24 protein-coding genes are annotated in these 22,769 nt (G+C 67.3%); 6 read left to right on the top strand and 18 right to left on the bottom strand.

Annotated elements, in window-relative coordinates; genetic code table 11:
* Positions 1–10: 10 nt before the first annotated feature.
* Positions 11–460, bottom strand: coding sequence for a cyclophilin-like fold protein (locus tag ACY65G_RS01200; protein ID WP_464995555.1), 450 nt, complete (start codon positions 458–460; stop codon positions 11–13).
* 86 nt (positions 461–546) lie between these two features.
* On the opposite strand from ACY65G_RS01200, the gene ACY65G_RS01195 reads away from it, so the two are divergent.
* Entirely contained in the window at positions 547–657 is a 111-nt protein-coding gene (locus tag ACY65G_RS01195) for a PEP-CTERM sorting domain-containing protein (RefSeq protein WP_464995554.1), read from the top strand.
* A gap of 4 nt (positions 658–661) precedes the next feature.
* Here ACY65G_RS01195 and ACY65G_RS01190 read toward each other — a convergent pair whose 3' ends face one another.
* Positions 662–1,330 carry a hypothetical protein gene (locus ACY65G_RS01190; protein WP_464995553.1) on the bottom strand — a complete coding sequence of 223 codons (669 nt, stop codon included), beginning with the start codon at positions 1,328–1,330 and terminating at the stop codon, positions 662–664.
* Positions 1,331–1,574: 244 nt separating this feature from the next.
* On the opposite strand from ACY65G_RS01190, the gene ACY65G_RS01185 reads away from it, so the two are divergent.
* The 4 genes from ACY65G_RS01185 (at position 1,575) to ACY65G_RS01170 (ending at position 4,837) form a co-directional block, all read left to right on the top strand.
* A complete protein-coding gene (locus tag ACY65G_RS01185; protein WP_464995552.1) occupies positions 1,575–1,787 on the top strand; it encodes a hypothetical protein in 213 nt (70 codons plus the stop codon).
* 70 nt (positions 1,788–1,857) lie between these two features.
* Positions 1,858–2,670 carry a ThuA domain-containing protein gene (locus tag ACY65G_RS01180; RefSeq protein ID WP_464995551.1) on the top strand — a complete coding sequence of 271 codons (813 nt, stop codon included), beginning with the start codon at positions 1,858–1,860 and terminating at the stop codon, positions 2,668–2,670.
* A gap of 341 nt (positions 2,671–3,011) precedes the next feature.
* Positions 3,012–4,220, top strand: a complete 1,209-nt coding sequence (locus tag ACY65G_RS01175) for a cation:proton antiporter (protein ID WP_464995550.1) — start codon at positions 3,012–3,014, stop codon at positions 4,218–4,220.
* Positions 4,221–4,231: 11 nt separating this feature from the next.
* Positions 4,232–4,837, top strand: coding sequence for a DNA-binding protein (locus ACY65G_RS01170; RefSeq protein WP_464995549.1), 606 nt, complete (start codon positions 4,232–4,234; stop codon positions 4,835–4,837).
* A 9-nt stretch (positions 4,838–4,846) separates the two neighbouring features.
* On the opposite strand, the gene ACY65G_RS01165 is transcribed toward ACY65G_RS01170, so the two are convergent.
* The 16 genes from ACY65G_RS01165 to ACY65G_RS01090 all read right to left on the bottom strand — a co-directional run bounded on the left by ACY65G_RS01165 (position 4,847) and on the right by ACY65G_RS01090 (position 21,066).
* Entirely contained in the window at positions 4,847–6,196 is a 1,350-nt protein-coding gene (locus ACY65G_RS01165) for a type II secretion system protein GspD (RefSeq protein ID WP_464995548.1), read from the bottom strand.
* Positions 6,193–6,528: a hypothetical protein gene (locus tag ACY65G_RS01160; RefSeq protein ID WP_464995547.1), complete on the bottom strand. Its 336-nt coding sequence runs from the start codon at positions 6,526–6,528 to the stop codon at positions 6,193–6,195. The genes ACY65G_RS01165 and ACY65G_RS01160 overlap by 4 nt, the downstream gene beginning before the upstream one ends.
* Positions 6,529–6,536: 8 nt before the next feature.
* Positions 6,537–7,076, bottom strand: coding sequence for a GspMb/PilO family protein (locus ACY65G_RS01155; protein ID WP_464995546.1), 540 nt, complete (start codon positions 7,074–7,076; stop codon positions 6,537–6,539).
* Positions 7,073–7,693 (bottom strand): hypothetical protein, encoded by a 621-nt coding sequence (locus ACY65G_RS01150; protein ID WP_464995545.1) that lies wholly within the window; start codon positions 7,691–7,693, stop codon positions 7,073–7,075. The genes ACY65G_RS01155 and ACY65G_RS01150 overlap by 4 nt, the downstream gene beginning before the upstream one ends.
* Complete coding sequence (gene pilM / locus ACY65G_RS01145) at positions 7,686–8,777, bottom strand: pilus assembly protein PilM (protein ID WP_464995544.1); 1,092 nt, start codon at positions 8,775–8,777, stop codon at positions 7,686–7,688. Before pilM ends, ACY65G_RS01150 begins: the two co-directional genes overlap by 8 nt.
* A 4-nt stretch (positions 8,778–8,781) precedes the next feature.
* On the bottom strand, positions 8,782–9,678 hold the full coding sequence (locus ACY65G_RS01140) for a DNRLRE domain-containing protein (RefSeq protein WP_464995543.1): 897 nt from the start codon (positions 9,676–9,678) through the stop codon (positions 8,782–8,784).
* Positions 9,675–10,145: a PilW family protein gene (locus ACY65G_RS01135; RefSeq protein ID WP_464995542.1), complete on the bottom strand. Its 471-nt coding sequence runs from the start codon at positions 10,143–10,145 to the stop codon at positions 9,675–9,677. Before ACY65G_RS01135 ends, ACY65G_RS01140 begins: the two co-directional genes overlap by 4 nt.
* The gene (locus ACY65G_RS01130) at positions 10,142–10,585 is read right to left on the bottom strand and encodes a prepilin-type N-terminal cleavage/methylation domain-containing protein (protein WP_464995541.1); all 444 of its coding nucleotides are present in this window, start codon (positions 10,583–10,585) and stop codon (positions 10,142–10,144) included. The genes ACY65G_RS01135 and ACY65G_RS01130 overlap by 4 nt, the downstream gene beginning before the upstream one ends.
* 20 nt (positions 10,586–10,605) lie before the next feature.
* A complete protein-coding gene (locus ACY65G_RS01125) occupies positions 10,606–11,157 on the bottom strand; it encodes a pilus assembly FimT family protein (protein ID WP_464995540.1) in 552 nt (183 codons plus the stop codon).
* Positions 11,158–11,170: 13 nt separating this feature from the next.
* Positions 11,171–11,728, bottom strand: coding sequence for a type II secretion system protein (locus tag ACY65G_RS01120; RefSeq protein ID WP_464995539.1), 558 nt, complete (start codon positions 11,726–11,728; stop codon positions 11,171–11,173).
* Between the two features lie 140 nt (positions 11,729–11,868).
* On the bottom strand, positions 11,869–12,975 hold the full coding sequence (locus ACY65G_RS01115) for a type II secretion system F family protein (protein ID WP_464995538.1): 1,107 nt from the start codon (positions 12,973–12,975) through the stop codon (positions 11,869–11,871).
* A gap of 16 nt (positions 12,976–12,991) precedes the next feature.
* Complete coding sequence (locus tag ACY65G_RS01110) at positions 12,992–15,055, bottom strand: ATPase, T2SS/T4P/T4SS family (protein ID WP_464995537.1); 2,064 nt, start codon at positions 15,053–15,055, stop codon at positions 12,992–12,994.
* Positions 15,052–16,584 (bottom strand): HD domain-containing phosphohydrolase, encoded by a 1,533-nt coding sequence (locus tag ACY65G_RS01105; protein ID WP_464995536.1) that lies wholly within the window; start codon positions 16,582–16,584, stop codon positions 15,052–15,054. The genes ACY65G_RS01110 and ACY65G_RS01105 overlap by 4 nt, the downstream gene beginning before the upstream one ends.
* Positions 16,574–16,987 (bottom strand): response regulator transcription factor, encoded by a 414-nt coding sequence (locus ACY65G_RS01100; RefSeq protein ID WP_464995535.1) that lies wholly within the window; start codon positions 16,985–16,987, stop codon positions 16,574–16,576. The genes ACY65G_RS01105 and ACY65G_RS01100 overlap by 11 nt, the downstream gene beginning before the upstream one ends.
* Positions 16,984–18,795 (bottom strand): sensor histidine kinase, encoded by a 1,812-nt coding sequence (locus ACY65G_RS01095; RefSeq protein WP_464995534.1) that lies wholly within the window; start codon positions 18,793–18,795, stop codon positions 16,984–16,986. Before ACY65G_RS01095 ends, ACY65G_RS01100 begins: the two co-directional genes overlap by 4 nt.
* 207 nt (positions 18,796–19,002) lie before the next feature.
* Positions 19,003–21,066, bottom strand: coding sequence for a GDSL-type esterase/lipase family protein (locus ACY65G_RS01090; protein WP_464995533.1), 2,064 nt, complete (start codon positions 21,064–21,066; stop codon positions 19,003–19,005).
* An 86-nt stretch (positions 21,067–21,152) separates the two neighbouring features.
* On the opposite strand from ACY65G_RS01090, the gene ACY65G_RS01085 reads away from it, so the two are divergent.
* On the top strand, positions 21,153–22,763 hold the full coding sequence (locus ACY65G_RS01085) for a MutS-related protein (RefSeq protein ID WP_464995532.1): 1,611 nt from the start codon (positions 21,153–21,155) through the stop codon (positions 22,761–22,763).
* Positions 22,764–22,769 lie beyond the last annotated feature (6 nt).

Here is a 22,769-nt window from a genome sequence, read left to right as displayed (position 1 = left end):
ACCTCCGTCGTCAGCGAGCCGGGGCCGCGACGAGCTCGATCCTTGCCCGCTGCGGGGTGCGTCGCCGCAGGATCCCGATATCCGAATCCATCGTTCCCAGCTTGACCAGGCCCTCCGAATAGCGGAACCCCTTGTGGAACAGCGCGAGATTGCCCCACGGCGCGAAATACGCGATGTCGCCCGGGCGGGGTTCATGGCCGGGCGGCGCGCCCCTGGTGTCCAGGCGTCTGGGCAGGTCGGCGATTTTCTCCGTGGCGGCGTAGTCGGTCAATGCCAGTGTCATTGGCAACAGGGCCGCAAAATCCCTGCCCGCCGCGCTGTCGGCAAGCGTGCCGGTAATGATGATGTCATCGATAGTGATCTGGATTTTCATTGGCTGTGAAGGTTGTGCCACGGCTGGATGCGCCAGTGCCGTTGCACCGGCAAAAAGGCAAAGGGCGGCCATCGCAGAATGCTTCATGTTGGCTCCGGGCGTAAACGTTGTCGATGCTGGATTGTAGGACGTTCGGGCGGTGCCATGGGCAGGCCTGCTTGGCGCTCGGCGAAGTGGCTTTCAGCGTCAGCGCCGTGCCCGAGCCGGAGCAGGCGCTGATGCTGCCCGCGGGCCTGCTGATGCTGGCCGCCTGGCGTGCCCGCCGCAACCGCCGCGCCGCCTGATCCATCAGCGAACGCCTTGAAGGGCCGGTTCCCGATCCTTCAGGAACGTCTGGCCGTTGACCAGCCATGCCACGCCGAACGCCGCCACGGCGCACGTTTCGGGCCAGAACACGGACTGGCCTTCCAGCGCGAGGCCCATGAACGCGATCGCCACGAACGACAGCAGCATGACGGCGCCGCAGATCCTGTACACGGCCCGCCGCCTGAGCGCTTGACGGTTCGCCGGCGCCGCTCCGGCGCCGAAACGGAAGAACACGAGGTAGAACGACAGCGCCGCGAACGTGATCGCGAAGGCCAGGTGGTAGCCGAGGATGCCGTGGTTCGAATAATGGGCCTGCGTGCCCAGGTCGGGATAGCGGGCCAGCAGTTCGGCCGCATACGTGGGGTCCATCGGGAACAGCGCCGCGCCGATCGCCGCAAGCCCGGCGACCGTGGCCACGATATTGTCGTGCAGATGAGCGGTGCGGTAGCACGCCAGCAGCACCCCGGTCAGCACGGTGGTCGCCACGAAGATGTCGCGCATGCTGGTGTAGTAATAGGCGCTGATCGAATCGGTGGTGCGGATGCCTTCGAGCAGCAGGCCGCCGCCCCGCACGGCCAGCGGCATCAGCAGCCCGGCCCAGCCGATCGTGTTCCGCAACGCCAGGTAGGAAACGATATAGTTATTTTCCATATGGTCATTTTCAACATGGCCATTTTCAACATGATCATTCTTGACATGATCATTTTTATCTGCACGCATGCTTTTCTCCGCAACGCCCGGGACGCCGATATCTCCATTGTAGGCAGCGTGACAAAGTGTGCATTTTTTTTCGATCCTGCGGTGCTACCCTGAGCCGGGGCCTGGCATCCGCCGGGCCATACGGGAAAAGGAACCGCCGATGGGAGCGCCAAGCGTTTTTCAGCAACTCTTCTACTTGATCTTCTTTGTTTTCTGGATCGGCGTGGTCGCCGTGCCCCTGTGGCGCATCGCGGTCAAGGCGGGCTACCCGGGTGCGCTGTCGCTGCTGATGTGGATCCCCCTGGTGAATATCCTGCTCCTGTGGCTGTTCGCGTTCATGAAGTGGCCGGCCGAGCGCAAGACGCAACTCGAATACGGCGGCGCGGTCGCGGGAAAATCGGCCGATTGATCGGTTGGCAGGCCGCATTCCGTTCATTTCCTTCTACAATCCAGTTTTCGTTCATCGAAGAAGGCTGGCCATGCTGAAATCCGTTGCGGGCGCGCTTGCCCTCGCCATCGTCACGATCGCCCCGGCAGGCGCCGAGCCGGCCAAAGCGGCCGCGCCGGTGAAAATCCTGATCGTCAGCGGCGGGTGCTGCCACGACTACCCGCAGCAGCGCAAGCTGCTCGAAGAGGGTCTGAAAGAGCGCATGGCCGCGCAGGTCAGCCACGTGTTCCACGATCCGAAGTCCGGCGAGAAAGCCACCCGCCCCGCGCTGCCGATCTACGGCAACCCGGATTACGCGAAGGGCTTCGACGTGGTGATCCATAACGAATGCGCGGCGGACGAAGACAGCGCGGCGGCCCTGGATGCCGTGCTGGCGCCGCACCGCGCGGGCGTACCCGCCGTGAACCTGCACTGCGCGATGCATTCCTATCGTTCGGGGGAGTGGAAGAAACCGGTGGCCGCCGGCGCGCCGAACGCGCGCTGGTTCGAGTTCACCGGCATCCAGTCCAGCGGCCATGGTCCGCAATCGCCGATCCGGCTGACGGCGGCGAACACCGGGCATCCGGTCGCCGCCGGCTTCCAGCCCTACACCACCGGCAGCGATGAGCTGTACAACAACCTGGCCACGTTCGACGTCACGCCCGTGCTGTACGGCGTGCAGCCGGAGTCGCAGGTGGCGGCGGACCGCGACAAGACCTATACGGTGGCGTGGACGCACCTGTATGGCCCGAAGCGCACGCGCGTCTTCAGCACCACGCTGGCCCACAACGAGGCCGTGATGGCCGATCCCCGCTACCTCGACCTCGTCGCCCGCGGTGTGCTGTGGGCGGTAGGACGCCTCTGATTTTCCGCAGGATTTCTTGTTTCTGTACCTGATTCCATCGCGAGGCAGTTCATGGCGGCGGCGCATCAGGGGTCTGTCCCCGCTAAGTGGTCGCATAATGCCCGGTCGTTAGCGTATCAAGGGGACTGACCCCGGTTTTCTGCCAGCGTACCGGTCTCTGGTGTGAAACATTCGCCGGGTATCGGGCACCAATCCCTCGCTTCCATCGCTCAAACTTTGCGTATCGTTTCGCTTGTTGTGGAAACGCTACCACCCTGCCATGAAATCGCTTTCATAATTACCAGCTCTCCGTTACCATCGTCGTCGGTACGTAATTACATAACAACAACGATTGGAGACCCATGAATACCACCGAAGTATTCCTGCTGGCGATGCTGCTGATTTTCGTCGTGCCATTCCTGATCTGGCGCGTCGGCAGGACCGATTATTTCGCACCGCTGGCCATCGTGCAGATCATCATGGGCATCGTGCTGGGGCCTGGCGTGCTGGGCGTGGCGATGCCCGAGTACTACGGCTTTGTCTTCACACCCGACGTGATAAAAACGCTCAACGGCATCGCGCTGTGGGGCGTGATGCTGTTCGTGATGCTGGCCGGCATCGAGCTGGATCTGAAAAAGGTGTGGCAATACCGCCGCGAAAGCGCCACCACGGCCGGCCTGTCGCTGGGCATGCCGCTGCTGTTCGGCTGCGGCGCGGCCTTCCTGCTGCTCGCGTATCCGGGCTGGGTCGGGCCGAAGGCGGCCACCTGGCAATTCCTGCTGGGCACCGGCATGGCCTGTGCCGTGACGGCGCTGCCCGTGCTGGTGCTGCTGATGGAAAAACTCGACATCCTGCGCCAGCCGATGGGCCAGCGCATCCTGCGTTACGCCAGCCTGGACGACGTGGCCATCTGGGGCGTGCTGGCGCTGATCATGCTCGACTGGGAACGCGTGGGCCGGCAGGTCGGCTTCCTCGTCGCGTTCGGTGTGCTGACGATGCTGTATCGCCGCCTGATGGCGCGCCTGTCGCGCAGCGACCGCTGGTACGTGGCACTGATCTGGCTGGTGGCGTGCGGCTTCGGCGCCGACTGGGCGGGCCTGCATTTCATGGTCGGCGCCTTTCTTGCCGGCGTGGTGATGGATGCCGACTGGTTCGGCCAGGAAGAACTCGACAACCTGTTCAAGAACGTGCTGCTGGTGATGATGCCGGTGTTCTTCCTCAGCACCGGCCTGAAGACGAAGTGGGATCTGGGCGGCTACGCGGTCTTCTTCGTCGGCGGCCTGCTGCTGCTTGCATCGGTGGGCGGCAAGCTGGCCGGCGCCCACATCGCGGGCCGCATGCTGGGCTGGAAGCAGGGCGAGGCCACGATCATCGGCTGGCTGCTGCAAACCAAGGGCCTGATCGAGATCATTTTCGCCAACATCCTGCTCGACAAGGGCATCATCACCAGTGAAACGTTCACCGCGCTGCTGCTGATGGCGGTGGGCAGCACGATGCTGACGATCCCGGTCGTGCATCCACGGCTGAACCGGGCGCAGAACCGCGACCTGGTCGGCCAGGCCAGTTCCTGAAGGAGGCAACCATGGCACGCAGCGGACTCACGAAACAGCAGGTCAGGGCGGTGCGCGACCAGCTGCTGGCGGCGGGGCGCTACCCGTCCGCCGACGCGGTGCGGCATGCGCTGGGCGATACCGGCTCGAAGTCGACCATCCACAGGTACCTGACGGAGCTGGCGGAGGAAGATCCGGCGAACGCCGCGCGGCGCGACGAGACCGAACACGCGCTGCTGGCGCTGGTCGGGCAGCTGGCGGAACGGCTGCATGCGGACGCCGAAGGCAGCGTGGGCGCGCTGCTGGCCGAACGGGACCGCGCATTGCGCCGCAAGGACGAGGAGCTGGCGGAACTGCGCCGCACGGTGGCCGCGCTGACTGCCCGCGTGGCCACGCTGGAAGGCCAGGTCGTTCACGGCAATGCGGCACCGGAGCCACACGAACGCGCGATGAACGAACGCTCGATGAACGAACGCGCGATACAGCGCAGCGGCCGCATCGAAGGCTTCGGCGATTTCGGCACGCTGCTGTCGAACTCGCGCTGCGGGCACCGCGACAGTTCGCCGTTCAGCATCCTGCTGGGCGGCGGCCGCTCGGAAGTGCTCGATCCTGGCGGCGACTGGCCGCAGCCGCTCTGAAACAGGGCGTCAGCGCGAAGGCGCGATGCGTTCCAGCTTGCGGTCGAGCGCATCGGAGCGCACGTCCAGGTTGCGCTCCGCCTGGTGCAGCTTGCGTTCGCTGGCATCGTCGATGGCGATGCCGCCCGGCGGCACGATGCGCGGCGTGATGACCACGATCGTCTCCGTCGACAGGCCGCCGTCGTCCGTGCTGGAAAACGCCTTGCCCACCACGGGCAAGTCGGCCAGGAACGGCACACCCTGGCGGCGATACGTGCGGCTGCTCTTGATCAGGCCGCCGATCAGCACCGCCTGCCCGTCGTTGGCCACCAGCTGCGTATTGACCTCGGTGGTCTTCTTCGACGGGATGCCGGCCGATACCGTGCCCGAACTGACCTCTGGCCGCACCTTCAGCACGATGCGGCCATCGGCGTCGACGGACGGCGTCACGCGCAGGATCACGCCCGTATCCAGGAACTGGATCGACTCGGACGTGACGTTGTTGATCGTCGTCGTCAGCCGGTAGCCCAGCTGGTCGCCCACGTTCGTCGTGGCTTCCTGGTCTTCCAGCGCCAGCAGGCGGGGCGTGGCCAGGGTGTGCACGCGGCCCTTGTTGCTGAGGGCACTCAGGTAGGCTTCGATGCTGTTGTTCACCACGTTCAGGTAGAAACGCGGGCCCACGCGGGTGGCGAAACCGGCCGCGCCCACCACGTCCGGCCCGTTGCCGTTGAAGACGCGCGACCAGTCGACGCCGAAGTTCTCGGCCTGGTCCAGCGTGATCTCGAGGATCTTCGCTTCGATGAGGATCTGCTGGGGCGCCACGTCGACCGCGCGCAATGCCTGCGTGGCGCGCTCGATGCCGGCCGCGGTGGATTCGATCACCACGCTCTTCGTTTGCTCCAGCACCGTCACGGTGCCCAATGCGCCCACCTGGCGCGCGAGGATCTCGCCCACCTTCTTCACGTCCGCATAGCGCACCTTCAGCGATTTCACCTGCGTGCCCGCGGCATCCTTCGCGCCGGCCTTCGGGTCCGAGATCAGGAAGCCGCCGGGCCGCTCGCTGACCGTGTAGCCGCCGGCCTCCGCGATGGCGTTGATCGCTTCGCGCACGGTCAGGTCGTACAGGTTGATCGACACATTGCCGTCCACGCCGCGTCCCAGCACGATGTTCACGCGGGCCGTACGCGAGATCATGTTGAACAGTTCGGCGACGGGCGTGTCGCGGAACGTGTACGACATCACTGCAGCCGGCGCCGCCGTAGCAACGGGAGCGGCGGGAGCCACGAGAGCCACGGGAGCGGCCGGGGTGGCCAGTGCGGCGTGGCCGGGCAGCAGCGCGCACAGCATGGCCAGCAGGATCGGTCGGTGCCGGAATTTCATTCGGTTTCCTTGTCATGTGGGCGTTCCTGCCCGGGTTCGCCCATCACGAGCAGTTTCTGGCGGCCGCCTTGCGCCACCAGCACGCCGCGCGCATCGATGCGGAGCACGGTATAGCCGGGCGCCTGGTCGCCCACGGCCAGCACGTCGCCGTCGATGTTGGCCAGCGAGCGGGCGCCGTTCAGGATCAGCGCACGCAGGCGCAGCGGCGGTGGCGGCACCATTGCCGCTGCCTGTACCTGTGCCGCCGCCGGCACGGCCGGGGCGGGGCGGGCGAACGGGTCGCGCAGTTCCGCCGCAAGGGCGGGTACCGCGGCGCAGAGGAGGATCGTCAACACGTGTTTCATGGCGAGGCAGGCGGGCCGTAGATGGCCAGTTGCAGCGTGACCTTGCGCTGCGCGCCGGCATCGCCGGGTTGCATGTCCAGTTGCACGATGCCCACGGCGGGCTGCGTGCGCTCGATGTCGTCCAGCCACGCGTGGATGGCGGCGTACGGGCCCGTGGCGGCGATGTCCACGGTCTGCTGGCGCAGGCCGGCCACGGTCCGTTCCGCGCCCTGCGCTGCCGAGGACACGGCCACGCCAGCCAGCTTCGCGCCCTGGCTCACCGTGCCGATCAGCACGAGGGGCGTGGGCGTCGCGGGCTGTGGGGCCGGCTTGGCGGCCGCCGCGAGCAGCGCGATGCCGGCGCTCGTGGCGGCCATGGCGGCATTCGAGGCCTGCAAGGCCATCACCGCCGCGCGCTGCTGGCGCCATGCGGCGAGCGGCGCACGCACGCCCGCACTCCACGCCAGCATCGCAGCAATCGCCACCACGCCGATGCAGAGCAGGTTCAGCTGACGCGCGGGCATGGCCGCCAGCGCGGCGCGAAGTCGTTCGTTCATGGCTGGTCCTTCCAGGCTAGCGTGACGACGGCGTGGAACGCGATCTCACCAGCGTCGGCGGCGCCGCTCGATTGCAGCTGCACGGTGGCCACCCCCGGCGCACGGCCGAGCTGGGCGAGGAACGCGGTCACGGCCGCATAATCCAGCGCCTGGCCGGACAGTTCGACGATGCTGCCGGCCGGCGCAGGATCGGCTGGCGCAGGGGCCGGCTGCGCGTTGCCGGATCCGATGGCGGCGCCGCCGACCGCCAGCACATCGCGGCGCAGCACGATGCCGGTCAGCCATGCATCGGGCGGCAGGGCGGCGTCGATGGCGCCCGCCAGGGTGGCCAGTTCGCCCTGGCGCCGCAGCGTGCGCAGCAGCGCTTGCTGTTGCGCGCGCTGTTCCTGCTCGGCGTGCACGGCGGCGTCCCGCGCCTGGTCCGATTGCGCCTGCGTGGCGGCTTCACGCAACTGCGCTGCCTGCCGTTCGAAGGCGGCGGCCTGCCAGCGCAGCCACCCGCTGCCCGCCGCGCCGGCCAGCACCACGATGGCCAGTGCGGCCCCGGTGCGGCGCAGCGCGCGGCGCACGCGGATGCCGTCGCGCCAGCTGCGCGGGATCATGTCGATATCAGCCATGCAGGCCTCCCCGCAGGGCCAGGCCTGCCGCCAGCGCGACCGGCGTAGCCAGTTCGGCGGCGCGAGCTTCCGGCAACACGTGGTCGAAGGCGCCCAGCGGATTGAGCAGGTGCACCGGCACGTCGATCAGTTCGCCGATGCGCGCATGGATGTCCGGATAGCGCGCCAGGCTGCCGTTCAGGTAGACGCGGCTGATCGAACTGCCGCGCGTGCGCGATGCCACGTAGACCTGGGTATGCGCCAGTTCGTCGGCCAGTGCCCGGCAGTCGGCATGCAGGATTTCGCGGATGGCCTGGCCCAGTTCGTCCTGGGCGCTGGCGCGGCCGCCGATGCCGTGTTCCCGCAGCAGGTGCGTGGCCGTGTCGACCGGCAGGTCCAGCGCGGCGGCAAGGCTGCGCGCCAGGCGGTCCTCGCCGAAATCGATCTCGCGGTCGAGCATCAGGCGGCGGCCCCAGATCACCGTCAGGTAGCTCTTGCTGCCGCCGAAATTGAGCAGCGCCACGGATTGCCCGACTTCGTTGCCGTGCATCGTGCCCAGCAGCCGGCTGATCGCGGTGGGGCCGATGTCGAGCGCCAGCGGTTCGAGCCGGGCCGCTTCCAGCGTGGCCAGGTAGGCCAGCACCCGCGACTGCAATGCCGCCGCCACGAGCACCTGCCGCTCGGTGCCGTCGGCATCCGCGCCGCGCACCTGGTAATAATCGAGCACGTAGTCCGCAGCGGTGCTGCCGAGTTGTTCGGCGGCCGCTTTCGCCACGGCCTGCGCTTCCGGCTGGCCCGCCGCGAGGTGCACGGTGAGGGGCAGGATGCGCACGTCCGCCGGCGGCAGCGCCGATACCACGCGGCGGCCCTGGAACGGCGCCGATGCCAGCGCCGCGTCGACGAAGCGCGCCAGCTGCTTCGGCGCGGCGAACAGCTCCGCGCGCGGCACCGGATACGGCACCGATGCCGCGGCGCGCAGGCGCCAGCGCCCGTCGTGCACGTCGGCCTGCACGAGGTTCAGGCGGCGCGCCGCGAAGTCGGCGCCGATGGGACGTGCGGTCGGTCGCTGGGCCGGCCGGGCAAACAGGGATGTCAGGCGTTTCATGGCGTCAGCAGGCTTTCGCGGTAACGACGCGCAGCACGGGACGCTGCTTGGCGGCGGCGTCGAGGCTGTGGAACGTGACAGCCTGGCCAGGATCGGCGAGGCGCAGCAGCATGCCGTAGTTGGCCAGGCGGCCGGTGGCCCAGCCGTCGACCAGGCCGGTCACATCCCATGAGTACGTGCTCGCGCCCACAACGGGCACGGTGGAGACGGCGGTGGTGCCGTAATCGCCACCGGTCCAGCCCACGTAGGCACGCGCGTAGCGCCAGGTGGCATAGACATCCCATTGCGTCGTCATGCGGTGCACCGAGACCGGCCGGCGCACGATGCTCGTGCCGTCCTGCGTGAGAATCAGGGTGGCCGACACCACGCGCGAATCCGCCGGAACTTCCAAAGCGGGCCAATACAGCAGCGCATGCGAGAGGTTCGAGACCAGGGCCAGTTCCCCGCGACCGCTGTCGGGCAGGAGGCGGCCATAGTCGATCGTCGTGTCGAGCGCGGCGCCGCCCAGGTCCTTGCTTTCGGTTTTCGAGAAATCGACGATATCCATGGTCGGGGGCGAGAGCGTACGGACCATGTCGCCCATGGTGGCGGTGGCGGTGATGTTCAGGCGCTTCGACGATGCCGTCTTTACCGTCGTCACGAACATGCCCGGACCGAACGCCGTGAGGGGAACCGCCGTGCTCGTACAACCCTTGATCTGGTTGCTCCATTTTGTCGCGGCGACGGCCGCCTCGGCCAGGTAGTCCACGGCGCGGCTGTCGTAGTCGCCCTGCACCGAGCGCGCATCCATGCCGGCAGCCCGGTTCAGCCCGAACGACAGCGCGGCCATCGTGGCCAGCAGCAGGGCCACCATCAGCAGCAGCGCGCCGGATTGCCGGCGCTTGTCCCGTCTCCTGTTCATGGCTGCACTCCAATGCGAACCGTGCGCGTGCGGGCCACGGTGTTGCCTTCGGCGCTCAGCGTCAGCGCGATGACCAGCAGTGGCCGGCCGTCGATGACTTCCGGCGCGGTCAGCCGGAAAGCCGTGACGTTGGAGGCAATGACGCTGGTGGTTCCCGCGTCCTTTTCCACCAGGTCGGTGCCTGCCAGCGTGTAGGTCACGGGCGCCAGCCAGGTTGCCGGTGCCACATCGGCACCCACCACCACCGGTTTATTCGCATCCTTGCCTGCCTTGGCCGCCTGCGCGGCGATGCGGCCCAGCGCAAAGCGGGCATCCCCGTTGAGATCGAGCGCGGCGCGCGTGATGCGCGCACTGTCGGCGCCGGTGCGCAGCATGTCGGCCAATGGCAGCACGAGGATCGCGGCGATGGCGAGGCCGGCCAGCAGCTCGACCAGCGTGAAGCCGCATTGCGCGCGCCGCCCAATCATCGCGCCACCAGCGTCGTCAGCGGATACGCATTGCCGGCCGTTGCATCGGCCAGGCGCACGCTCACGTACAGCAGGTTGTTGCCCGCACCGGCGGTGCCCAGCGTTTTCGTGGTGTCGTTGCCGTAGCGGGCGATGATCACGGCGAGGGCCGGACACGCAGCATCGGCGTTCGTGGAATAACTGGACTGCGCCTGGATCGTGCCCGCCGCCGCCAGCAGGCGGCTGTAAGGTTCGGCCAGCACCGTTTCCATCCGCGCGCTCACGCAATCGAGGTCGCGGCCTGCCAGCGCCGTGTTGCCGGGAGCGGCAAGGGCGCCGCGCAAGGCATTCGCGGCCGGCACGAGGCAGACGGAAAGCAGCAGCAGCGCCACGACGGCTTCCACCAGCGTCATGCCGGCGGCTGCCCGCTGCAGGGGGCTGGAAGGAAATGAAACGGACATGTTGTCGGAAGACGGTGTAGTCAGGAAGTTGTCACACGGCCGGTCACGTCGACCGTGACCGTCCGCGTGACGTTGCCGGTACCGAGCACGATCGCGCCGGATGTCAGCGCCTTGTCTCGAACGGTGGCGCTGCCCGTGCCGCGCACCGGGTTGCCGGCGGCGTCGAAGGCAACCGCCGATGCGGTGCCGCCATCGGCGAATACAAAAGTGCAGCGGGCGAGGGCGATATTGCTGCCCGCCGGTGCCGTGGCAAGCTGCACCGTGTAGGGTTTCCGGTCGACCGGATGAAGCACCGCCGAGGATTCGACCAGGATCGCGCCGCTGGCCGCCAGGCCCACGACGCGTATCTCGTTCGACTGCGGTTTGCACGTGAACACCCTCGGTTCGCCCGTGCGCAGCGCCTCGTCGCGGGCGAACCGCAATGCCAGCACGACTTCGCCGGCCGCGGCATCGGCGCGGAATTCCGCGACCGGCTGGGTCGATGGAATCGCCACCGTCGCCGCGATCGACAGCACCGCGCAGACGGCCAGCATTTCGGCCAGCGTGTAGCCGCGGTGAAATCGCCTGGTCACGGGCCAGGGAAAATCAACGTTCCGAGTACTTGCCGCCGTTCGGGTGGGCTGCCGAGTTGTTCATGATGAACTGGCCAGTGCCGGCGTTATAGGCCCAGCCGCTTCCATCGGCGGCAGGTGAAATGGCGTCCGTGGTGTTCGTGTACGTGATGGTAGCCGAGTCCTTGACCGGTTCCGCCGGGATGCCACGCGGCAGGTAGGGGCCGAAACGATAGGCAGCATCAGCGACGCTGCAAGTCTGGCCTTGCGCATTTGACGCGAACTGCAATTGGTCTTTCACTGCCTGCTCCGTTCCTGCTTCACCGGTTCCTTCGTCACCGGTGCACCCAGTACCGCCCTTCGACGCCTTCACGCCTGCCCGCGTCATGCCCGCATGCTGCAGGCGATACTGCTCGAGAGAGGTACGGATGCTGGCCAGGTTTGTATCGAGTGCGGCCAGCTTGGCATCGTCGGTACTTGCCGAAAACTGCGGAATCGCAATCGCCGCCAGAATCGCCAGGATAATGACGACGATCAGCAATTCGATGAGGGTAAAGCCGGCCGAAGCGGCGCGCTTGAAGGTCTTGGACATGATGTGCTCTAGGGGTAAAAAAGCCATCCTGGACGGCTTTATTGGTAGAAATGCGTAATTCCGTAGAGTAACACGAAGATATTGCTCTACGGACTCAAACTTTTGAACGCTCACTCTATTTGTCGTGCATCCGAAACACTTCAACGCGCCGCGCTCGATAGTTTGAAGATAGGCAGGATCAGCGAGCTGACGATGGTTCCCACCATCACGCCCATCACCAGCAGCATCACCGGCTCGGCCAGTTTCGACAGCCGGGCCAGCTGGCGGGTCAGCTCGCGGTCGTAGGAGTCGGCGATGCGGCCCATCACGCGGCCCAGCGTGCCGGTGGCCTCGCCGGTGGCGATCATCTGCCGCACGGCGACGGGCACGAACGGGCTGTTGTTGAATCCCGCGGCGATGCCCTTGCCCTCGGTGACATCCGTTTCCAGGTCGAGGATGAGACGCTGCACGTCGGCGTTCGTCACCACGGCGCGGCAGGCTTCCAGCGTGGCCAGGATCGTCACGCCCCGTTCCAGCGAAATCCCCATCACGCGCAGCAGCCGGGTCATGTAGATCTTTGCAAAGATATCCTTCAGCAGCGGGGTGCGCAGTTTCAGGCTGTCGATCCTTTCCCGCACGTCCGGCCGGCGGGCCAGCAGCCAGCCGCCGCCGCACAGCAGCGCCACGATGGCCGCGACGACGGCGCCGTGCTGCGTCAGCGCGTTGCTGACGACGAGCAGCACGCGCGTCGTCCACGGCAGCTGGTCGTGGATCGATGCGAACAGGGTGGAAAATTTCGGAAACACGGAAACCAGGATGAACAGCACCACCGCGCCGGAAAACGCCATCAGGAACAGCGGGTAGGACAGGGCGGAGACCAGCGTGGCGCGCAGCCGCGCCTCGTTCTCGTCCATCTCCACCAGCTGGGCCAGCACTTCGCCCATGAAGCCGCCGGCCTCGCTGGCCGCCACCAGGTTCACGTAGGTGACGGGGAACAGCGGGTGTTTCGCCAGCGCGGCGGAAAAGCGTTCGCCGGCCAGGATGTCGTCGGAAATCGTGCCGATCATCTGCTGCAGTTGCGGCTGGTCGGTCTGCTGGAGCAGCGATTGCAGCGCCGCGTGCAGCGGCACGCCCGTTTCCAGCAGCAGCGCCAGGCGTTCCGTGAACATCACGCGCTCGCGCACGCCGGGCGGCCGTTCGCCGAAGGCGATTTTCCGTGCGGCCCGCGGGGCGGCAGCGGAGGCGGGCGGGTCGAGTTCGAGCGGCATGGTTATGGACGATGCGTCACAGCGAGTGCACCACGCGGGCGATCTCTTCCGGCGTGGTGTGGCCTTCGAAGGCGCGCGCCATGCCGTCGGCGTACAGGTCGTGGTGGCCGGTGGCATTCACGTGCGCCGCCATCTGGTCCTTGCTGGCGTTCGCCACGATCATGCGCTGCAAATCATTCCCCACTTCCAGCAGTTCGTAGATGCCCATGCGGCCCTTGTAGCCCGAGTCGTAGCACGCCGGGCAGCCACGGCCGCGCATGAGGCGCAGGTCACCCTTGCCCCGGTAGCGGTAGGCGGCGGCCGCTTCCGGCGTGGCCAGGTAGCTGGTGCGGCAACCCTGGCACACGCGGCGCACGAGGCGCTGCGCCATCACGCCGATCAGCGCGGACGACAGCAGGTAGGGTTCCACGCCCATTTCCACCAGGCGCGACACGGCGCCCAGCGTGTCGTTGGTGTGCAGCGTGGTGAGTACCAGGTGGCCCGTCAGCGCGGCCTGCACCGCGATCTCGGCGGTCTGGCGGTCGCGGATCTCGCCGATCATGATGATGTCCGGGTCCTGCCGCAGCACGTGCTTCAGGATCTTCGGGAACGTCAGCCCGATCGCATCGTTGACCTGGTTCTGGTTGATGATGTCGAGCTGGTATTCGACCGGGTCCTCGATCGTGACGATGTTCTTCTCGATGCTCTTGAGGTGGCTGATCGCCGCATACAGGCTGGTGGTCTTGCCGCTGCCGGTCGGTCCCGTCACGAGGATCAGCCCGTGGCTGCGGCCCAGCAGGCGCTTGAACGACGTGACCGCGCCATCGTTCATGCCCAGCTTGTCCACGTCGAGGATCGACTGGTTCTTGTCGAGCACGCGCAGCACCACCTTTTCGCCGTAGATGCCGGGCAGCGACGAAAAGCGCAGGTCCACGGTGCGCCCCTGCGTGGCCACCTGGATGCGGCCATCCTGCGGCAGCCGCCGTTCGGCGATGTCCAGGTTGGCCATCACCTTCAGCCGGGACACGATGGCCGGATGCTGGTCCACCTTCGGCGCCATCACTTCATACAGGATGCCGTCGATGCGCAGGCGGATGCGCGCACGGTTGCGCGAGATCTCGATGTGGATGTCGCTGGCGCTGTCGCGGATCGCCCGCTGGATCACGGCATTGACCATGTTGATGACGGGGCTCGCGCCGGCCATCGCGTCGATCTGCGTGTAGTCGTCAGGGATCGTCGATTCGATCAGTTCGAGGTCGCTGGCCTCGGTGTGCACGAACTCGGGCAGCGTGCCGCCATACGCATCGTCGGCCACGCGGCGGATCTCGGCCGGCGGCGCGATCGCGATGCGGATGCGGCAACCGGTGCGGTTGCGCAGCTCGTCGATGTGGTGGATCGCCTGCGGGTCGGCGCTGGCCACCGTCAGCGTGTCGCGCACCTGGAACAGCGGCAGCACGTTCAGGCGGCGCGCGGCATCCTTGTCCAGCAACGCCAGCGCGGCCGGGTCGTACAGGCCGGCGCGCAGGTTCACGTAGGGAAGATCGAGCTGGTCGGCCAGCGCGGCGTACAGCGCCGCCTCGCTGATCCACTTGCGCTCCACCATGATCAGGCCCATGCGCTTGCCCGTCTGCTCCTGCAGGCGCGCCGCCTCGGCCACCTGTTCGGACGTCGCGGCGCCCCGTTCGACGAGGATGTCGCCCAGCTTGCTGCCCGGTTCGCGCGGGCGGCGCGGCGCCGCCGTGCGGGCGTCGAACGGCGGCAGCTGGTCATGCAGGCCGGTGGCCGCCAGGATCTCCTGCAGCAGCGGGTTCGGGTAGGCGAGTTTCAGCCAGCCGCCCAGGCCGGCCAGCCGTGCGGCCATGTCGGCCATCATGCCCAGCGCGCGGCCGCACAGCATCGGCACCTTGCCCAGGTCGACCACGATCGACACCTGGTGCTGGCCGATGCATTCGTTCAGCGCCGCTTCCAGCGCGCGCACGGCCTCGTCGGCCACGAGCGCCGTCACCGGCGCGAGATACGTCATCGCGCCGATGCGGCTGCGGGTGATCGTGTCCCCGCCGGCTAGCGCGCTGGTGAGCCCGCCGGTAAGCCCGCTGTTCATGCGGCAGTGGTCTCCGGTATGGCGTCGCGGGCGATGCCGAATGCGGCGATCCAGTCCGGCTCCGTGCGGCACACGATCGCGAAGGCGTCGACCACGGCCGGATCCAGCTGGGTGCCGGCCACCCGCGCGATCTCGGCCATCGCCACCTCGTGGCTGCGGCCGGCGCGGTAGGCGCGCGAGCTGGTGATCGAGTCATACGTATCGGCCACGGCGATGATGCGCGCGTTGTACGGGATGTCGTTGCCTTCCAGGCCGTGCGGATAGCCGGTGCCGTCGTACTTTTCCTGGTGGTGCCGCGCGCCCGGCACGGCACCCTTCAGGCGGTCGATGTGGCGCAGGATCTCGTAGCTGCGTTCCGGGTGCACCATGATGAAGGTGAACTCGTCGCGCGTCAGGCGGCCCGGCTTGCACAGCACCGCGTCGGGAATGCCGATCTTGCCCACGTCGTGCAGCAGCGAGCCCCAGAACAGGTTGTCCAGCTCGCGCGGCGGCAGCCGCAGCGCGCGGCCGATTTCCATCGAGATGTGGTGCACGCGCTCGGAGTGGCCGCGGGTATACGGGTCCTTGGCTTCCACCGCCTCGATCAGCGCGGCCGCCATCTGCTGGTTGAATTTGCTCGTTTCAGCCAGCATGCTGTGCATGCGCGACAGGCTCGAAAGATGGTTGGCGAGTACTTCGCCCAGCTTGCGGTCGCTGTTCGTGAAATCTTCCTTCTCCGCGTGGTTCAGCAGCACGAGGATCGCCACCACGGATTTGTCCTGGAACACCGGGCAGCACAGGATCTTGAACGGCATGTCCGTGAAGATGTAGGCGCGGCGTGGATCGTTCGTGTCGTTCATCACGATCGGCTGACGCGAGGAGTGCGCGAAGCGGTACAGGTCGCCGCGCATTTCCACCAGGACCAGGTCGAGGTTGTGGATCGGCGCGGACAGGTTGGTGGCCGACACGCACAGGTTGTCGGCCGGCTTGATGAAGGCGGCCACGTCGGCATTCATGTGCTCGGCCCAGCTTTCCAGCAGGGTGCCGAACACGTCTTCGCCGCTGGTCATGTCCTGCACCTGCTTGTCGATCGCATACACCAGGTGCAGTTCCTCGTAGCGGTCCGACAGTTCGTCGGCCATCGCGTTCAGTTCGCCGTGGGTGACGTAGTCGTCGCCGATCGACGCGGCGATGTCTTCCAGCGCCTCGGCCAGCGCATCCCATTCGAACGGCGCGTTGTCCGCGCCATCGACGCGGGCCACGCGCACCGCCAGCCAGCCGAGCCGCCGGCCTTTCGACATGACCGGCTGGTACAGCAGTGTCGCGTCGGGCGCGTCGTGCCGCTGCATCCCTTCGCCGTCGGCCTGCCACACGAAGCCCTCGGGGTTCAGGTGCAGCAGCCAGTGTTCCAGGTCGGCGTGCCCCGGCGCCGTCCAGCAAGGCACGCCGGCGCCGTCGCACACGGCCAGCGCCTGGTCGGCACCGGTGACGCGCAGCAGCCAGCGGGCGTGGCGGGAATGATCGAGACTGGACAGGAAACTACGGGGCATGGCTGGACTCCGGCGGGTTGCTCGCTGCCGCCAAAGCAGCGAAGTGGCGCCCCAGCCGCGCCACCAGCTGGCGCGGACTGAGGGGTTTTTCAAGGAATTCGGTGTTGGCAACGGCGCGCGCCCAGGCGCGTTCATCGAGTGCCGTCATCGACGTCATCACGAGGATCAGGAACGGATGGTCCGGGTACGTGCTGCGCGCCAGGGGGCACAGCGTGCGGCCATCCATGCCATCCATCTGGATATCGCTGATCAGCACATCGGGCAGGCGCTGCGCCATGGCCGCGAGCGCCGCATGGCCGTCGCTGGCGGTGGCCACGCTGTAGCCTTCGCGTTCGAGCGCGAGCCGCAACACGCGCAGCACGTGCGGCTCGTCGTCCACCAATAGAATGTGATGTTGGGTCATAGGACTGCCGCGCCGGTCGGGGCTGGGGCGCTTTTCAAGTGAATGGAGAACGTGCTGCCGACACCGGGTTCGCTGTCGACGGCGATGCGGCCATGGTGCAGTTCGACGATCTGCGCGGTCAGGTACAGGCCCAGGCCATGGCCGCCACGGGTCACCGGCGCGCCGCTTTCGCTGACGCGGTAGAACTTTTCAAAGATGCGGTCGCGGTCCGGCGCGGCGATGCCGATGCCGGTGTCGCGCACGCTGATGACGATCTCGTGGCCGTCGTTGCGCGCGGCCAGCGTCACGCTGCCGCCCGGGCGGTTGTACTTGATCGCGTTCGTCAGCAGGTTGTTCAGCGCGATGCGGAACAGGTCCTTGTCGATGGTGACGGCATCGAGGTCGCGCGGCAGGTCGAGGGCCACGTGCAGGCCCTTGCCTTCGGCGCGCGGAATGGCCTGGTCGTAGGCGTCGCGCAGCATGTCGTCGAGGCGCACGCGGTTGCGCTCGGGGCTCATGCTGCCCGCATCGAGCTTGCTCACGTTGAGCAGGTTGCCGACCAGCGCGTTCATGCGCTCGATTTCATCCTGGATCACGTTCAGCGATTCCACGCGCAGGCTTTCCTCGTCGGCATCGGCCAGCATCTCGGCATACATGCCGATCACGTTCAGCGGCGACTTCAGCTCGTGCGACACGTGGGCCACGAAGTCGTTGCCGGCCTGGCGCGCCAGGTGTTCTCGGGTCACGTCGCGCAGCACCACGAGCGTGCCGAACGACATCGCGCCATGTCCGCCGCTGAGCGGCTGCGCGGTGGCGCACAGCTGGCGGCCTTCCACGTTCGCCGGCGCGAAGTCCACGCTCTGCGGGCGCGCGCCCTCGCGAGCGGTGCCGGTGTAGCGGGCGAGCAGCGTGCGCAGCGCCGTGTCGCGGCACCAGTCGTCGACCGGCTTGCCCAGCAGCGCATCGGCGGGAATGCCGAGCAGCGGTTCCACCTTGCCGGAAACGAACGTCACGTCGCCGCCCGGATCGAGCATCAGCAGGCCGTCCGGCAGCGACTGCAGCGCGGCATTGAGTTTCTTGCTGCCGTATTGCAGCAGGCGGTTGTCGGCGGTCGAGTTGCGTGCGCCAAGCTCCAGCCGGGCGACGCGTTCGCCGGCCTGCGCAAGGTAGCCCTGCATGCCCGAAACGAGTTCGCGCATGTCGGCCACCCGGGCCAGCGGCTGGTCCGGCACGGCAAGCTGGCGCAGCTGGTCGTGCAGGCCGGCCAGCGGCGCCATCTCGCGCTTGATGACCAGGTAGATCACGGGCACCACGAGGAACATCATCAGGGCCAGCAGCGCCAGGAACGACACGTCGCGCGCCAGCACCGCGAAGCGCGGCTGCTGGAAGCCCACGCGCACGAAGGCGGTGCCACGGCTGCGGTCGGCCATCGGTCCATAGAATTCGCGCAGCGCGGGGCCGGTTGCGGAAGGGGGCAGTTCCCGCTCGCCGAAGCCGGTGGCGGCATCCGGCGGCAGCGGCGTGCCCGGTGTCATCGTGCCGCGGCTGGCCACTTCGGCCAGCGTGCGGCCGTTCGCATCGGTGATCGCGGCATAGGCGAAGTTGCCGTCGTCGTGGTAAGCCAGCAGGGTATTGAGCAGGCCGGCCGTCTTGCCGTCGTCGAGCTGCGCGACGGGGATGCCGCTCAGCGACTTCGCCAGCCCCACGCCCTTCACGCGCACCTGTGTCGACTGGCTGTCCTGCTGGCGCATGACGAGCAGCGTGACCACGAGCGTGATCGCCGCGAGCGCGCAGGCGATCAGGATGATGCCGATACGGGTGAGCTTCATTGGGTGACTGGAATGGAATACGGACGGAATTAACGCCGTGCAACTATAAAGCCGAAGTTGCATTGAGGCAAATCAAATTGCATGAATCTTGCATGAACGGGGGTTGGCATACAACACCCGGCCACGTTGCATGGCCGGACTGGCAAGATTTCAGGCGGGTGTCGAACCAGGGCGTTATACCCATGTCAACGTCCGCGCTGCATCGCCTCAGCGCCGGTCGTTCTCGCCCTTCGGCGGCTGCGCCAGCACCCACATGAAATACAGCGCCTTGGCAGCCTTGGCGCGCGTCACCCGGGTTTTCGGTTCCAGCAGCCGCCCGTTGACCATGCGCCCGCGCGCAATGCCGGCTTCCGACCGGATCAGGCCAAGTTCATAGGCGTCGCGCAATTTGTCCGCGTAGGCGGGCGCGATGGCGGCCGTGTCCTGCAACTGCGTCCAGCGCACGAGCGGGTAGTACATGGCGCCCTGCGCGCCGCTGTCCAGGTTCGGGTCGTAGCCGGGGCTGCCGGGCAGGGTGGTCTTGCCGTTGTAGTCGGTCATGTAAGCCGGCTTCGCGGTGAACTTCGTGTGATACGCATCGTGCAGGATGGCGCCCATCGTTTCGCGCGTCAGCGGGCCATCCCCGTAAGCTGGTAAATTCGCGGCCAGCGACGCAGCCGGCAAGGCCATCGCCTTCTTCAACGCCCCGGCGAATTCGTCGGTCCGCATGAGCGCCTGCGGATTGAAGTTGCCTTGTGCATCCTTGCGCAGCACGCCCAGCTGCAGCAGTTTTTCGATCTGGTTGCGGTAGTAGGCGCCATCGCCGCTGACGATATCGTTCGCGATCTCCGGGTAGATCGCGGACCAGTCGTTCGCCGCCACCGCCGCGCGCACGTCGCCGTCCAGCTGCGCCACGATGCCGGCCGCCACCTTGTCGCCTGCCGCGGCCAGGCGGGCAAGCTCCGTCACCACCAGCCGTGCGTACTGCTTCGACAGCGCTTCCTTGTAGTGCGTGCCGTCGATCTTGTTCGCCGGATGGCCATTGGCATAGCTGCCATCGTTGGTCTTGCCCGGCGTTTCGCCGGCCTCGATCGACATCACCATCGCCGTGATCGCATCGACGCCGGCGGCGTTGTAATACGCCACGCTGCGCGCGTTCAAATCCACCACGGTCACGCCCAGTTCTGCGCCCAGCTTCCTCATCAGGTCGGGAAACTTGCGCTTGCCGAACGAGTTCACGTAGGGCTCGTCCGGCTTCTGCGTGCCATTCACCCGGGACATCGGCGTGACGAACACCGGCACCATGCCGCGCGCGCGGATCGCCGGCAGGTACACCTCGCGGATCATTTCCTCGTACATCGCTTCGGTGGCGCCGCGGCCGTAGCGTTTCGTCTCATCGACACTTTCATCGTTGTGGCCGAACTGGATCATGATCACGTCGCCCACCCGGCCGGCCATCAGCAGGTCGTTCAGCCGGCCCTCGGCGTAGGCGTTGCGGAACGAGCGGCCGCCCATCGAGTAATTGAGCACCTTCACTTTCGCGGGATCGAACAGGCTGTCGAACACCTGGCCCCAGCCGCTCATCGGCGCCTCGTCGAACGTGTAGGTCTTCACGGTGGAGTCGCCCAGCGTGAACAGCGCCGGGCGCTCGCCGGCCGGCCGCCCCTGCGGCGCAATCGGCGTGAGCACGATCTCCGCCACGCCGACCGGTACGCCGGCTTTTCTTGGCTCGATCTCGATGTCGATGAAGCCGCGCCCGTTCACGTAGCGGTAGGCCCAGTCGCGCCCTTGCGCCGTCACGCGGGTCTGGTTGGGCATCAGGCTGGCCGCATCCCAGAAGACGGGGGAGGTCAGGCGGCTGGTCTGCATGCCGGTGACCGACACGATCGTATCGGCGGCGTACGACGTGGTGCGTACCTTCACCGCATACGCGCCCGGTGCCGCCTTGATGCGGAAGGCCATGCCGAAGTGGTTGTAGTGGTCGGGCACGCCGGTATCGATGGCCGCTTCGGTGATCGTGCAGCCATCGCTGCCGCAGCGGATGCCCTCCGTATGCACGGGGCGGGCGGGCAGGGCGGCCGTCCGGTTGACGAAGCCGTGGCCAGTGGCGGCATCGTACAAGGGCGCGTGGCCATTCCACTTGACCGCCACCGCGCCCGGCGCGGGACGTCCCGTGAAGTCGAAGCGCAGTTCGCCCTGCGGCGCCTTGTCCTGTACTGCGCCGTGCGCCGCAGGCACCGCCATGCACGCGGCGAGCATGAACGACACCGCACACCGGTGTTGATTATTCACTATGAACATCTTGTAATTTCTCCCCTGGTCGACAGATACTCGGCGGCTCCGGAAGGAGCCGCCCTCCTACTCATTTGAAAGGAACCATGTCCAGCCACCTGCAGCAATTTCTGCCGGGCCTGCTGCCAAGCCTGCGCCGCCGCTACGATGCCTTCATGGAAACCGTGCTGGCGATTCCCGCACCCGATTCCGCCGGCTTCACGTTCGACGAACAGGAAGTCGCCGCCCTGCACGAAGCCACGGCCGGCGCGGCGGGGGATGCCGTCGACGACCAGACGTGGCGCGACCTGCTGGCCGGCCGCTATCTCGCCACGCTGTCGGATGGTACCGGCATCTTCGGCCAGCAGGAGCTGTATCGCCGGCTGCGCGCCGGCACCGACGACACGACCTGCCATGCGCATGCGGACAGGATCCGTGCGCTGACGGCCGACGGCAAGCTGCGCGAATCGTTGGCCGGCGCATGCGCACCGCTGCGCCGCGCCAGGGTCGAGGTGGCGCGGCTGCTGTTCGCACCGGCGCCCGTCGAACCGGCGCCATGGTGGACGCACTGTTTCGGCGTGCTCGGCCCCGCATTCGTGCTGGCCGTGCTGGTATCGTTCGCCTGGCCCGCCGCCTGGCTGGCGGCCGGCGTGCTCGGCGTGCTGCTGGTGGCGACCAGCATCCGCTACAGCCGCGCCGTGCGTCTCTGGGAAATGCAGGCGGAAGCGCTGCAGCTGATGCTGGTGGCGTGCGAGATGCTCGGCGCGCGCGACGAAGCCATGCTCGCGCGGTTTCGCGACCTGCGCAGCCAGGCGGGAAAACTGCGCCGCGGTGTATCCCGTTCGCCGGTCGTGATGCGCCTGCCCGGCCTGAAAGAGTATGTGAACTGGTTCCTGCTGGGCGACGTGCGGCACTGTCTCAAGGGCCGGCGCCGCGTGCGCGCCGGCCTGCCCGCACTGCAGGAATGCTTCCTGCTGGTGGCCGACCTCGAAGCGGACCTTGCGCTGGCCCGCCACCTGGCCGCCGTGCCCGGGTTCTGCTGGGCCGAACGGCATCCCGGCAAGGCCATCGCGCTGGACGGCGTGGTCAATCCGCTGCTGGCGCAGCCGCTGCCGCTGTCGATCCACGTGGAAGGCAAGGGCGTCTTCCTGTCCGGCCGCAACGGCGTGGGCAAGAGCACGCTGCTGCGCACCGTCGGCCTGAACCTGCTGGCGGCGCGCGCGTTCGGCTTCTGTTACGCAACCGCCGCGGCGGTATCGACGCGCGTCGTCCACGCCAGCATGCAGAACGAGGACTCGCTGCTGGGCGGCGAAAGCCTGTACGTGGCTGAACTGCGGCGCGCACGCGAACTGCTCGCGTCGGCGCAGGGGCCGGATGCGGGCATCTACCTGATCGACGAAGTCTTCCGTGGCACGAATCATCTGGAATCCATTTCGGCGGCAGCCGCGGTGCTCGACGACATCGCCCGCCACGGCCTTGTCATCGTGTCCTCGCATAACCTGGTGCTGGCGTCGATCCTCGGCCACTGCCTGGCACCGATGCAGGTCACTGCCGGCGCTGGCCGCCTGGCGCTCGTGCCGGGCGTGCTCGTGGAAACGAACGGCATCGCGCTGCTGGCCGAGAAGGGGTTCGACGCGCGCGTGCAGGCGCGCGCCAACAAGGTGTTCAACTGGCTGAACGGCTACCTTGCCCACCCTGTCGGCGCAGTCGAGTTCTGACCAGGG

It is taken from the genome of Pseudoduganella sp. jia 12, assembly GCF_055502675.1.
The sequence above is the reverse complement of the archived record's forward strand: the minus strand, read 5'-3'. Positions and strand labels throughout refer to the sequence as shown.